The organism is Mucilaginibacter pankratovii (assembly GCF_014773265.1).
GTDB classification, from domain to species: domain Bacteria; phylum Bacteroidota; class Bacteroidia; order Sphingobacteriales; family Sphingobacteriaceae; genus Mucilaginibacter; species Mucilaginibacter pankratovii.
On sequence record NZ_JACWMY010000002.1, the window covers coordinates 91,945 to 104,757 of the forward strand.

The 12,813-nt window shown below is 45.9% G+C and carries 11 protein-coding genes and 1 pseudogene; 4 read left to right on the forward strand and 8 right to left on the reverse strand.

All coding sequences use genetic code 11. The features are described from left to right. Window positions 1–50 precede the first annotated feature (50 nt). Window positions 51–269, forward strand: a complete 219-nt coding sequence (locus IDJ77_RS03400; RefSeq protein WP_191187526.1) for a hypothetical protein — start codon at window positions 51–53, stop codon at window positions 267–269. Window positions 270–289: 20 nt separating this feature from the next. Here the strand turns inward: IDJ77_RS03400 and IDJ77_RS03405 are convergent, their stop codons facing one another. Next, entirely contained in the window at window positions 290–1,507 is a 1,218-nt protein-coding gene (locus IDJ77_RS03405; protein ID WP_224750951.1) for an acyltransferase family protein, read from the reverse strand. Between the two features lie 118 nt (window positions 1,508–1,625). On the opposite strand from IDJ77_RS03405, the gene IDJ77_RS03410 reads away from it, so the two are divergent. Further along, entirely contained in the window at window positions 1,626–2,510 is an 885-nt protein-coding gene (locus tag IDJ77_RS03410; protein WP_191187527.1) for an alpha/beta fold hydrolase, read from the forward strand. Here IDJ77_RS03410 and IDJ77_RS03415 read toward each other — a convergent pair whose 3' ends face one another. The 5 genes from IDJ77_RS03415 to IDJ77_RS03435 form a co-directional block, all read right to left on the reverse strand. Then, entirely contained in the window at window positions 2,511–3,752 is a 1,242-nt protein-coding gene (locus IDJ77_RS03415; RefSeq protein WP_191187528.1) for a sensor histidine kinase, read from the reverse strand. Between the two features lie 188 nt (window positions 3,753–3,940). Further along, window positions 3,941–4,789 carry an SDR family NAD(P)-dependent oxidoreductase gene (locus tag IDJ77_RS03420; RefSeq protein WP_191187529.1) on the reverse strand — a complete coding sequence of 283 codons (849 nt, stop codon included), beginning with the start codon at window positions 4,787–4,789 and terminating at the stop codon, window positions 3,941–3,943. A 36-nt stretch (window positions 4,790–4,825) separates the two neighbouring features. Continuing rightward, complete coding sequence (locus IDJ77_RS03425; protein ID WP_191187530.1) at window positions 4,826–5,665, reverse strand: SDR family NAD(P)-dependent oxidoreductase; 840 nt, start codon at window positions 5,663–5,665, stop codon at window positions 4,826–4,828. 81 nt (window positions 5,666–5,746) lie between these two features. After that, window positions 5,747–6,649, reverse strand: coding sequence for a helix-turn-helix domain-containing protein (locus IDJ77_RS03430; protein ID WP_191187531.1), 903 nt, complete (start codon window positions 6,647–6,649; stop codon window positions 5,747–5,749). 178 nt (window positions 6,650–6,827) lie between these two features. Continuing rightward, on the reverse strand, window positions 6,828–7,724 hold the full coding sequence (locus IDJ77_RS03435; protein ID WP_191187532.1) for a hypothetical protein: 897 nt from the start codon (window positions 7,722–7,724) through the stop codon (window positions 6,828–6,830). A 465-nt stretch (window positions 7,725–8,189) separates the two neighbouring features. On the opposite strand from IDJ77_RS03435, the gene IDJ77_RS03440 reads away from it, so the two are divergent. Together IDJ77_RS03440 and IDJ77_RS03445 are read left to right on the forward strand one after the other, a co-directional pair. Further along, window positions 8,190–9,233 carry an NHL repeat-containing protein gene (locus IDJ77_RS03440; protein WP_191187533.1) on the forward strand — a complete coding sequence of 348 codons (1,044 nt, stop codon included), beginning with the start codon at window positions 8,190–8,192 and terminating at the stop codon, window positions 9,231–9,233. 281 nt (window positions 9,234–9,514) lie between these two features. Continuing rightward, window positions 9,515–10,108 (forward strand): annotated as a pseudogene (locus tag IDJ77_RS03445) (3-keto-disaccharide hydrolase); the annotation flags it as partial. A 154-nt stretch (window positions 10,109–10,262) separates the two neighbouring features. On the opposite strand, the gene IDJ77_RS03450 reads toward IDJ77_RS03445, so the two are convergent. Continuing rightward, window positions 10,263–10,802 carry a hypothetical protein gene (locus IDJ77_RS03450; protein WP_191187534.1) on the reverse strand — a complete coding sequence of 180 codons (540 nt, stop codon included), beginning with the start codon at window positions 10,800–10,802 and terminating at the stop codon, window positions 10,263–10,265. Between the two features lie 11 nt (window positions 10,803–10,813). Continuing rightward, window positions 10,814–12,613 carry a zinc dependent phospholipase C family protein gene (locus tag IDJ77_RS03455; protein ID WP_191187535.1) on the reverse strand — a complete coding sequence of 600 codons (1,800 nt, stop codon included), beginning with the start codon at window positions 12,611–12,613 and terminating at the stop codon, window positions 10,814–10,816. Window positions 12,614–12,813 lie beyond the last annotated feature (200 nt).

Genomic DNA, 12,813 nt, shown 5'->3' on the forward strand with positions numbered 1-12,813 from the left:
CATTTCGGCACAAAAAGTGTTGTGGTAAACATAACTAATACTTAAAGATTATGAGTTTGGCATTTGTAAAAGAGGGAGAAAACCAGTGGCTGCACGAGATAGGTCCATCCATGAATGCCCTGCTGGTGTTTCTGCAAAAAGAAAACGGCGGAATGCGCGTCTATGAAAAGAAAAATTATTACAATCAAAAAGAAGACCGCGATGTGTACCAGATGAGCGATAGCTTAAGCTACGCCAAAAAGGACGACGGTACCTGGTATATTGTGTAGGACTGATCAGTTTTTCAAGCTTAGATCTTTATAAATATTTTCTTACGGTAAAGCCAGTAAAGTATCAGCCAGTCAATCAGTAACACCAGCGCGCCTTTTACCAGCGTGCTGTAGGCATCACCAAAAAGCTGGTCGTAATGCTGGCCCAGGTGGGTGTACAGCGTTTTAGTGATAAAGCTGCCGAAGCCATCTGCCAGCACGTAAGCCACAATAGAGTTGGTGCCTACCACCACAAAAAACAGCGTCCAGCGTTTGTGCTTGCCGGCATCTATAATACCATAAAACAAAGCCAGCAGCAAAAAGCAGCAGCCCCCGCTGAAGATAACCCAGCCGGGTGTCCATATCCGTTTTACAACCGGGGCGATACCCGTAAAATGTAGGATGCCAGCGAGGGCCAATAAAGCTATGCCGAGCACCACAAAGCGCCTTACCAAAACAAACGGAGCCTTGCCCGAACGGAGCATATTGCCGGCCAGCAAACCAACTATCATAGTACCAAGCGTAGGGATAAAACTTAAAGTGGAGTAACCACCAGCGTTAAAGTTAAAATACTGTTCGCGCGGGAAAAGGTTCAGAAACCATTTATCAACCGCCCAGGCCAGGTTGGTATTCTTGTTCCAGTGTGCGGCAAAGCCTTTAAAGTTACCCGCCCAATCGGGCGTAACACCGGCGGCAGCATAATCGAAGCCCGCGCCGGGCAGCGGGTATAAAGCGAATGCGGCCCAGTAACCTACCAATATCACTACCAACGCTATTAGTTGGGTACGTGGTTTGCTAAAGCCCAGTATGAATAAAAAAGTGTAACCTAAACCGATCTGGCTCAGTGTATCCTCAAAGGTGAAGTAGGTTTGGTTGCTCCACAACGAGCGCAGAAAAATGCCCAGTGCGATCAAAATAACTGACCGTATGAGCGCGTGCTTCAGCAGTTCGCCAAATTTGCCGCCCTTGGCCATACGCCCGGCTATGGAGAAAGGCAGGGCCACACCTACCATAAAAGAAAACGAAGGCTGAATAAGATCGTGCAGGGAGCATCCCGCCCATTGCACATGATCCTGGTTAAAATACAGAAAACGCCAAAAACCGTTCCCTGGTAAGGATTGGGAAACGTGCTGAAAGGATAGCACCTCCCCCATCATCAGCAGCATAACAAAGCCCCGATAGGCGTCCAGGGATATAAGGCGGTTACTCGCCACAGGCGCAATTACCGGGACATCGTTTGGTTGGGTGTGGGTTTTCAATTGTTTATAATTTAGGATGAGCCGGTTAGCGCTCGTTTTGTTAAATAAAGTTAAACATCTGCCACAAATTGAACGTTAATATTTTTAACGCTAATTTGCATCCTGTAAACCAAAGCACATGAAAAATCACCGCCTCCTGCCCATAATTGCTTTATGTACTTTATTGTTTGCCTGCGGTAACCCGCAGCGTAAAACTAATGATAAAAAAGCAGATGTGCGCGCGCACATCCAAAATAATGGCATCCCTATTTCTTATACCGACACGGGTAAAGGCGATACCACCCTGCTTTTTGTGCATGGCTGGTGTATCAACAAAAGTTACTGGGCCGACCAGGCTGCCTATTTCGAAAAAAGATACCGCGTGGTGGCTATCGATTTGCCGGGCTATGGCCAATCGGGTAAAAACCGCAAGGCATGGGATGTGAATACTTTTGCTACGGATGTAAATGCCGTGATAGATCAGCTGAAACTAAAAAATGTGATCCTGGTGGGGCACTCTATGTCGGGCACAATTGTGTTGCAGGCAGCTATCAACCAACCGGATAAAGTAATAGGCATTGTGGGCGTTGATAATTTTAAAGGGCAGGGCACGCCACCGCAAACCACCGCGCAGAAAAAAGAGATTGCAGATGCCATAGCTGCCATGCGAAAAGATTTTAAACAGGTAGCGTCCCAATGGTTCAACGAGGGGCTTTTCTATAAAACTACCAGCAAAGCTATCCGAGCGCGGATACTGAACGATGTTGCCCATGCCGATACAGCGGCCGCTATAGGATCGATGGAACAGCAGGCTTATGATGACGTACCCAATCTCATTAAATCGAAAAAGAAGCTTTACCTGATCAACAGCGATTACCAGCCTAATGATACCACGTGGCTGGTTAAAAATAAAATTCCATACAAACTGCTGATCGTGCACAACACCGGGCATTTCCCGATGGTAGAAGCGCCGAAAGAATTTAATGTGAGATTAGATGAGGTGCTGGCAGATATGAAACGGTAACTACAACAACTCGTCGTCTTCGCCTACCCCGGCATTCTTTTTTACAGAGAATGTAAAGGTAGTGCCCGAGCCTATATGCGAGTCTACCTTTATGCTGCCCTTTAGTTTCTCAACCAACGCTTTAACGGTATATAAACCAACGCCCGTGCCTTTCTGGTTAAACCTATCGATAACGTCCAGCGTAACTTCCTTATAAAATATCTTACCGAGATTCTTTTCGGCTATACCCATACCGTTATCGGTTACCTTAAAGTTGTAAAAATCGCCTTCTTCGCGAAACTGTATGGTGATAATACCGGCCTCTTTATCGTTATAGCGAATGGCATTGGTTAGTAGGTTAATAAAGATCTGCTCCAGTGCTACCGATGAGCAGGTAAGCGTATGATCTACCTGCGGCAGGTTAATTTTTACACCGTAGGGCACATCTATCAGGCTAACTACATTTTTTAAAAGGGTGTTTAGCTCCAAACATTTTTGGTTGGTAAGCAATGATGAGGGCTTCGACGAGTACGCCAGCATTTCATCAACCAGCGTTAACAGCCTTTTGGTAGAAGTGATGTTCAGATCCAGCAATCCCTTGCTTTTATCATCGCCGCTTTTGCCCAGGCGCATTTGCAGTGCCTGCGAAGTAAGCAGCATACTGCTCAGCGGGTTTTTAATATCGTGCGCAGCAGTCGACGCGAATTTTTGGATAAAGGAATTTGTTTCCAGTAGGTTTTGATTGCTCCGCTCTAATCTGGCCAGCTTCCGCCTCAGCTCCATTTGAGTAATTACCTGCTTGGCTAAGATCCGTAAAGATTTTAGCTGGCGCGCGTTCAGCTCCTTCGGGATGGTGTCTATCACGCATAATGAACCAAGGGCAAACCCATCCTCATTCACCAGGGGTACACCGGCATAAAAAACAATGTTAGGGTTGCCGGTAACCAGCGGGTTTGCCAAAAAACGCTCGTCCTTACGGGCGTCGGGCACAACCATAATATCATTTTTATTGAGGATGGTATGCGAGCAGAAGGCGTATTCCCTTGGCGTTTCCCTTACATCATGCCCCAGGATAGCTTTAAACCATTGCCTTTTGTCATCAAGCAGGCTGATCAACGCGACTGATGTTTGGCAGATCTCGGATGCCAGGTGAGTTAATTCCTCAAAATCGTCCTCGGGCATCGTATCCAGAATATTATAAGATGCCAGCGCTTCAAGGCGCTCGTCTTCATTTTCGGGTAAGGGATAGGATAAATTACTCAAGCAGTTAAAATTATTAGGGCATTGATATACGGATTAAAGATAGAAATAATCAACTAAATCAATTACAATATTAACTACAGTGTAAAAAAATTACTTAAATACAACAGTACATGACCTCTTAAAAGCTCCATAGCTAAAAAAGCGGACGATAGGATTCGTCCGCTTTAAATGCCGGGGTTCGGATTTGCCTATGCCTCTACATCAAACCCAGTAGAGGTGGCTAGTTCTCTCCATGCCTCCATATCGGCTTTTACATCCGCTATTTTTTGATCGGCAATGCCGTAGGCATCGGCACCTAAAAATAGGTGCATGGGCGCTTCTGCAGATTCGGCTGCGGCTATCATTACCAATGCGGCTTTATCCGGATCGCCAGCTTGGTTGCCATTGATATCGTTTTGATGAGCGGCCTGCACGGCGCGTACCTCTTTGTACTCCTGGATCTCGTTTTTGGGTGTGCTCAACGAATCCGGCATTAGAAAGTTAGTACGAAAGTATCCAGGAGAAACGACAGTAGCTTTTATACCGAATGATTTACTCTCCGCAGCCAGCGATTCGGTAAAGCCCTGTACGGCAAACTTAGTGGCGCAATAGATACCAAAGCCCGGGAAGTTACCGGTAAAACCGCCGATAGACGATACGTTAAATATATGGCCCGACTGCTGCGCACGCAGATGTGGCATCACCGCGCGGATCACATTTAGCGAGCCAAATACATTTACATCGAAGTTTTCGCGGGCTTCTTCATCGCTTAGTTCTTCTAAGCTACCTGTTAAACCGTACCCGGCGTTGTTAACCACTACATCGATCTTGCCAAAGTGGCTGATAGTTTGATCAATGGCATTTTTTACGCTGTCTTCAGCTTTAATATTTACCGAAAGGGGAAGGAAGTTTGGATGCTCGCCAACCACCTTAGTAAGATCGGTAATGCTGCGGCTTGTTGCTGCTACATTGTACCCTTTATTTAATAATTGATTTACCAGGCTAAGCCCTAAACCTTTAGAGGCGCCGGTTACGAACCATGTTTTTTGAGTGTTCATTTTTTTATTTGTTTTGTGTGAGTAGATCTTTATTCATTAAGCGTTATAGGCCATTGATTTGGTTATCGCTTCGTTCACCCGAAACTCCCGCTCCAGTTTTTCGAGCTTTGCCATAGCGCGGTCATAGGCATCTTCGCCAAGCAGTAAGTATAGAGGCGGATTTTCCATTTGGCCTATTTCAATTATAGCCGCCGCAGCTTTTTCGGGGTCGCCGCTTTGCTGGCCATCCATTTGCAGGTAACGCGACTGCGTAGCATGTACCGCGGTATAACCTTCAATAGTGTGTTTAGCAATATTGAGTGATTCTTCCGTTAAGAAACTGGTGCGGAATGCCCCCGGCGCAACTACGGTAACCTTTACGCCAAACTCGGCCACATCCTGCGCCAATACCTCTGAAAGGCCCACTACCGAGGATTTAGTAGCCGCATAAACAGACCAACCGGTGGCCCCTGCGAATCCCGCTATAGACGATACATTGATAATATGCCCCGACTGCTGATACCTCATATAAGGCATCACCATACGGATAACGTTCAGTGTACCAAATACATTCACTTCAAAATTGTCGCGGGTTTCGCGGTCGGTAAGTTCTTCTATACTGCCGCCAACGCCGTAGCCGGCGTTGTTTATAACTACATCAATGCTGCCAAAAGCCGCTTTTGTTTGATGGATGGCGCAGCCAACACTGTCCTCGTTACCCAATTCTACTTCTAAGGGCAAAAAGTTAGGGGCGGTTACACCAACAGCTTTTACAAGTTCGGTTATGTTACGGGAGGTAGCGGCAACATTTTGCCCGGCATTTAATAATTGCTTCACCAGGCTCAAACCAAATCCTTTGGAAGCGCCTGTGATGAACCATGTTTTTGTGTTTTCCATAAGTTTGTTTGTTTGATAAAACAAAAGTAGGGCGAAACACAGGGCAAGCGTTTACGTTATTCAAACCAATTATTGCAAAATTCAAACAACACGAAACGCGGAGGGTGTTTTACTGGTTTGTTTTTTGAAAAAGTTATTAAAATGCGCCGGCTCTTCAAACCCCAGGCTGTAGCTGATCTCGGATACATTCCAGTTGGTGTGGCGGAGGAGGGCCTTGGCTTCGCTGGCGAGGCGTTCCATAATATGATCGGTGGTGGTTTTGCCGGTGGTTTGGCGGATTGCCCGGTTAAGGTGGTTTACGTGTACCGACAACTGATCCGCAAAATCCTTGGCCGAACGCAGCCCGAAGCGCTGCGCGGGCGACTCTATCGGGAACTGGCGCTCCAGCAGCTCGGTGAACACGGAGGTGATGCGGGAATTGGCATCAGGGTGCTGGTACAGCCTGTCCGACGGTTGGATCTTCATGGCATAATGGATCAGTTCGGTGATATAGCTGCGCAACAGATCGTACTTAAAGCGGTAATCGGAATTGATCTCGGCGAGCATCTTCTCAAATATGGCGAACACGTACGCATCCTGCTCGCTATTAAGCACATATACCGGGTTTGCACCGGGCGCAAACATGGGTAGCTCGTGGATACTGCCGCGCATCGTTTCGGTAAAGAACGACTCCTTGTAGATACAAAATCGCCCCGAATGCGTATCATTCAGGTTCTCAAAGGTATAAGGCACAAAGGGGTTAAAAAACACCAGGGCGCTGCCATCCATCTCGATGCTTTTATCGGCATAATGGACAACACCCTTCCCTCTGAAAAGGCTCACCTTATAAAAATCGCGGCGGCTGTATACCACGGGTTTTGCCCCCGGCATGTAGCAGTCCTCCGTGCGGAAAACGTTGAAGTGGCCGATATCCTGGCTCAGGTTATCGGGCATCCAGTTAAACTTTTGCCGGTAAAAATCCTCGAGTGTTTCTGTAGTTGCCATAAAGCAAAGTTACATAATTCAAACTATTGGTAAAGAAAAGCTCGTTTTTACTTACAAAAATTTACACCTTTTTACATTTTTTATCAAAAAAAAGGGCTTTTTTCATCAAAAAAGCGACCTATTTAAACCCTAAAATTCTTGTTTTTTGGGCCCCCTAAACAAAACGGACAAGCCGGTTCTATTTTCCGGCCAGGTAAAATTTCTCCCAAAAGTCTACCGTTTTGGTCATCTCGCTCCTGTCGAAGGTAGTATTACCACCGGCACCGCCTCGCATGCCACCACCCCTTCGGCCACCGCCGCCACCCATTCCGCCGCGACCGCCACCCATGCCGCCTCCGCCGCCCATACCGCCACGACCACCGCCCATGCCGCCATCCATCCCACCGCGACCGCCGCCTTCGGGCTTATCGCCCTGTTTTGGCCGGGTGATGCCGTTAATTTTGATATTGAAGGCCCATTCGTTCTTATCCGCATTGCCTGCATGCAGCATGGCAATGGGTACCGCGGCTTCGTATACCAGGTAACCGTCGCGGTCCACGCCGAGCGCGGTTTTAATGCCGTAGGTGTTCGCGGTGATCATCACCTCGTTCAGCACATCGGCAAAGCCGGTGGCTTTTATTTGTTTGAGGCGGGTAAGGCTGGCCTCCATCCGCTCCTGCCGGTCGTCATCGCTGCCGGGCTGGGCTTGCCCGCCGTCTGCCGGTGGTGGCATTATCCTTTCGGCGGGCATGGCCTCCGGATCGGTATAAGGAAAGGTTACGCTAAAAGCCTCTTTTTTCTTCCCTTTCGGGTCGATAGAGAACGTAATGCCGGCCATCAGGGCGCGGCGCTGTTCGGTACGGTCGCTGATGCGCAGGGCCACGTAAATATTATCCTTATCGTTGGCAATAGTGTAAGGGATCTTTTTCTCTTCGTTGATATAGCGCAGGCTGTCGCCCCACTCGCTAAGCTTGCCATCAACCACAACAGTGGCAGGTGGCAATTGCAGAACAGGTTTTTCGTTTTTAGATTGGGCGCAAACAGTTAGCGGCAGCGCAAAAGCGGCCAGCAAAAAATAACGAACGGGAGTTTTCATCGTTGGGGCTGTGATGTGTTAATAGATAGGATATTAACAGCTGCTGCGGCGGGTTATTGTGGAGGGGGAAGTAAAGAGTTTATTACAAAGGGGGAGATTGTGGAATGGTTGATTGGTTGGTACCAAAATATTATGGCAGTCCCGCTGATAGAAGCGGGCCGGGCTTTACCGGGCTACGCTGCGCTTCGGCCGCCTACCTGCCGCTCAACCGCTGGCGCAGGCGGCTTCCCCTATCAATCCCTACTGCGAAGGCGGAGTTAAGGTAAAACATCTGTCAGTCACCGTCCTCGCAGGGTCTATCAATAGAGAGCCCTACATAGACATGGGTAATCATACTAACACAAGCTAATGCCCTTATTAGCACACCACTATACATTTTTGTATACATCCCGCAAAAGTACCATAAACTTTTTTTACATATAAATAGCTTTGATTGAGGCATTACCAGTTGCCCAACCTATTATTATGAAAATAAATTTTAACTATGTGGCCGCACTTTGCATTGCGCTTTCATTATCTAATTGCAAAAAAGAGCAAATTGCTCAACCAAATAAAACCGCGAGCCCCAGTGCAGAACTTTCGTTGGCCAGGGCAGCCGTTGCCAGCATAAATGTGCAAACGCTGTACGGGTCGCCGTATGCGGCCGGGGCACTTGCCGATGGGCAAGGTATGCAGGCGCGTTTCAACAGTCCGCACGGGCTGCAATTAATGCCTGATGGCAGCTTGTACGTGGCCGATACCAAAAACAACGCCGTCCGGAAAATTTCCACTGATGGCGTAGTGTCAACCGTGCCGTTAAAACCAACCGAATACGGAGGCATTCTTACTAAGCCCGTTTATATCGGCGTTGAATATAATACCGGTAAAATACATATCGTTCAGGATGGTAATGGTGATGGAGATCCGTACGATCAATCGTGGATATTTAAGCCAAATGGCGATGTTATAACGCTATCGTACATCTACTACGTAAACGCAACAGTCCTTGCCCGCGACCCTTACACCGACATTTTTTACTACAGCCAGGGCGGAGGCATAACACAACACCTTGCACAGCCGGAAGGGGAAATTTATGGAATGAATGTACCGTTTAACAGGGATAAACTGCTTTATCCGGAAAATGAAGCGAGGAGAGGGTTTAGTTGGGATGCAATTGCAGTAGGCTACAACAAAGTGGTGTATTTTACTACCAGCGGCCGTATTTATAAATACACGCCCGGGGGCGTAACCGAACGGGTTTTTACAGATCTCAACTTTAGCCACATTACCAGCATGATATTTAATAAAGACAGCCGTACCATGTACGTGGCGGATAACGGCTACATTAAACGGGTAGACAGTGGTAAGCTAACGGTTATAGCCGGGCCACGCGGCACAGACGACGGCAGGGATGGTGCTAATTTAACGGCCGATGTACATGCAAACAGCCTGGCGCTGGGCAAGGGCGAGAACATCATTTATTTTACCGACGATTTGGCAAACACGGTCCGCAGCATATCCTTAAAGTAAGTTATTATTCCAGGTTCGCTATGAAGGCCCCCTGCGGGAACGAAGGCCAACTTTTATCTATCAAGAGACCTTGCGGGTACATAATGCCCCATCGGGCAGGGAAAGGTAATGAAGTTGTGACGCTAATAGTAGATGCTTATGTTTTACCTTTGAATTAAACCACCGTTATATTCAGTAAACATCCGGTAATGAAAAAAATCCTCCTATCAATTGCCCTTTTTACCATCAGCCTAAATCTGCACGCGCAAAACGATCATAAATAGCATTATTTATTCGATGGCAAAGCTGTAAATGAATTACGGGGCTATAAGATGAACACATTTCCGGATGCCTGGAAAATTGAAGACGGTGCTTTAGTAGCCCTTACAGATGTACCCAATGTAGATCTTGTGAGTAAGGGCACTTATACGAATTTCGACCTGACGTTTGAATGGGCGGTTTCAAAAGCCGGTAATAGCGGCATTTTTTATAACGTGCAGGAAAACTCAAGCCACGAGTCGGGGAATGGAAACAGCCCAAACTGGCTGGATAATTTTGAATTCCAGCTATTGGATGATATTGATTTTAATGACCATGAACCACGGCGATCCGCAGGGTCGTTATATGATCTGATAACCCCCGTTAACAAACATCTAAAACCGGTTGGAGAATATAATACCGCGCGGTTACTGGTTAACCATGGCCATGTAGAGCAATGGCTTAATGGCAAAAAAGTAGTGGAATACGAATTAGGGTCGAAGGAACTGAACGACCTGATAGCCAAAAGTAAATACAGCACCAACCCTAATTTTGCCAAAGCAACCAGCGGACATATTATGTTTCAACATCACGGGCAAAAAGTTTGGTTAAAAAATATTAAGATCAAGCGGTTGTAATTACTTTTAGTGGTTATTGGCATTGCCTCTGGTAAACCGCTTCTTCTTAGCTCCTTTTTTTTTAGCATTTAAGTAAAAAGGCTGCGCAATGCAAGTTATGATACAGCCTTTGTAGTGGGAGCAATTTGATGCTTAGAGTGAGATTAGCCCGTCGTTAGGGCCTAACTCTCAGATGCGCTTCTATAACGGTAACATCGGTAGCAAAATCCCATTCTTCCATCGGAACACTTTTGTGCCACACAGTAGACACTTTTGCCCTGAAGTACATATTATAAACCCCGTAACCAATATTAGGGAATTTAATTTGCTTAATCACCGTATTTTTTGCCGGAACAAAATCAATTGTTTGATACGAATCAATTTCATTACTGGTTACCTCACCTGCATGTATTGTATAACTTTGACCCGGAATAAATCCATCTTGCGCGTTATGGCCGGGTGCCGTACAATAAACAATCTGGTATTCGATCATTACCAAATCGCTTGGTACAAGGCCCGAATTAGCAATAGTTAAATTCAACCCATTTTGGGTAAAGTCGCTTACTGCAAATGGTTTCCTTGTAATAAATTCACTTTTTGTTGTTCTGTCATACCTTACCCCAATGTCGCCATCATATAATGGTAAAAAAAGGTACGGATTGCCAACTTCACCATTCTCGCCTCCACAGCAGGGGATCTCAATTACTGGTTCCATAATTATAATTTTTATACGTAATATTCATTTGGTGGTAGTTCTTCCCAGCCCTTATAGCCATACCCCCTGTCGCCGTCAAGGTCAAAATCCGGAATTTTTATGGTGCCATCGAGTATGTTAATACCAAAATCTATGGCATTGCCAAAACCATGCGGGTACTTGCCAATTTGATTCTGAATTGCCAAAGTAGCAGCAGGTGTTGCAGCATTTATTAAAGCATCTACAATTTCAGGGTTCATTGTGTTATCAATACTTAACATCCAATCGGGCTGTACCGCTTTGTTTACCGCTTGAGGATGAAGGCCTCTTTTTTCGATCTCGCCCAACCAGGAAGGCGGTTGTAACCAATAAAATGGCAACTTAGGATTGGGCAGCGTTTTATACGGGTATTGATTGTTTTCTCCACTGTATTGTTTTGAAGTAATCAGGTTTTCGAGGAAAGAAAAATTGTCAAAATCCTCCTTGCCGGCGTAACCCCACCCTACCATACAGATCATCGTTCTTATTGCACTATGAATATAAAATATCCCTAAGTTTAAAAAGTACAATATCCACCTTGGGGCAATGGCTAAAAACCTCATCATAACTGCATACGGCAAAGTTGCGATCATGGCAAGTAACGCCAATCCTTTACCAAACCACGCAAAAAGTGCTTCCAGGAAACTTGCCAGATCCCCCTTCCAAACAGGCGGATTCCCCGGCAGGTTATTCTGCAATAATTCCTGTATCTCTTTAAATAACTCTTTTGGGGTATCTGGCGGCGCTGTTGGCCGTTTTACGCTGCCACCGGTAGAGAGTCTTAGATATTGCTTTAGTGCGTCGTATCCAAACAAAAACTCTTCATTGGATGGGTAGCCTCCGCTTAGTAATTTCGGCACCATCGGGCTTTTATAAACCTCTTTCATAGCGGCGGTGACTAAGTTGGCAATTTCTTCCGCTTCGCTATTGGTTACGTCAATTTTTTCATTCAATCTGGAATCTAAAACATCTCCCCGGCCTTGTTGGTCCCACAGCCAGGTATCTGCGAGCGTTTCTAAAACCAAATGCCGAAATGCGTGATTTCTAAATGGGCCTCCCACTAATGAATTAATAAATGGATGCCCTGTTATGTCGCCTGCAACATGAGTCATGTAGCCCCGCGCGTACGATTGTTGGGCAGAAGTGGTTGCTTTGCTCAGCATTTCATAAGCAAAAGTTGCTGTTTTTCGGTAATGAAGCATATCCATCCTCCACCAGTTAGAATAATCCCCGGTTGGCTCCGGTTGTTTCCATGTACCATCATCTGTATACGGATGCCCAAACATCCTAAAAGGAAAGCCATAATTATCTAATGCAGAAATTAAGATGGTTGGGTTTTTCCAGTCTTCATTTTTTATAAAATCGACGGGGAAATTCGGATTAGTAAAAAACCCGATCAACGGATTTTTTAAATTAATTGAGCTTGAGCCCTCGGCCATACCTAACTTTACCGCTAACAACATCGTTTCGATAGCAGTATTCACTGTATATGAAAGATCGGTGGAAAGCCCTCCGGAAAGCCAGTCTTGAATGTCGCTGATTGGTTGAGTTAATTTGTCAACCACGTCTTCAATTTGCTTTTTAATATCCTGTATCGACTCCAACACATCCAGGCACACTTTAAAACCTTTTCGGATATCGGGATTTGACGTTGCGGGGTCAAACATAAATAGCGTAACATCGGGCCCAACCGCGCCAAACCTGTAAGCATTTAAATTAAAGTTTGGGAAAAGGTCTGGTCGTCTTTTGTGAGCCTCCTCTGCAAAAATGATGTGTGAACCGAATTTAGGCATATAATCGCAATTTATTTTTGTGATAGTTGTGAAACCCTATATCAAAACGCCGGTATTATAAACTGACGATGAGTTAGTTACAACATTACGCAATTTATTATTTTACAAATCGATTCCTACTGTTTTATGAATTATATATTTTTAATTTTTTTGCTCGCGCAAGGCCCTCTTCGAGCGACCCTGTGGAGGCACGGGCGATA

Excerpts from the sequence above, each read along its gene's own strand:
- IDJ77_RS03400 (WP_191187526.1), top strand. The coding sequence starts at position 51 with ATGAGTTTGGCATTTGTAAAAGAGGGAGAAAACCAGTGGCTGCACGAG.
- IDJ77_RS03410 (WP_191187527.1), top strand. The coding sequence starts at position 1,626 with ATGAAAAATCACCGCCTCCTGCCCATAATTGCTTTATGTACTTTATTG.
- IDJ77_RS03420 (WP_191187529.1), bottom strand. The coding sequence starts at position 4,789 with ATGAACACTCAAAAAACATGGTTCGTAACCGGCGCCTCTAAAGGTTTA.
- IDJ77_RS03425 (WP_191187530.1), bottom strand. The coding sequence starts at position 5,665 with ATGGAAAACACAAAAACATGGTTCATCACAGGCGCTTCCAAAGGATTT.
- IDJ77_RS03430 (WP_191187531.1), bottom strand. The coding sequence starts at position 6,649 with ATGGCAACTACAGAAACACTCGAGGATTTTTACCGGCAAAAGTTTAAC.
- IDJ77_RS03435 (WP_191187532.1), bottom strand. The coding sequence starts at position 7,724 with ATGAAAACTCCCGTTCGTTATTTTTTGCTGGCCGCTTTTGCGCTGCCG.
- IDJ77_RS03440 (WP_191187533.1), top strand. The coding sequence starts at position 8,190 with ATGAAAATAAATTTTAACTATGTGGCCGCACTTTGCATTGCGCTTTCA.
- IDJ77_RS03450 (WP_191187534.1), bottom strand. The coding sequence starts at position 10,802 with ATGGAACCAGTAATTGAGATCCCCTGCTGTGGAGGCGAGAATGGTGAA.
- IDJ77_RS03455 (WP_191187535.1), bottom strand. The coding sequence starts at position 12,613 with ATGCCTAAATTCGGTTCACACATCATTTTTGCAGAGGAGGCTCACAAA.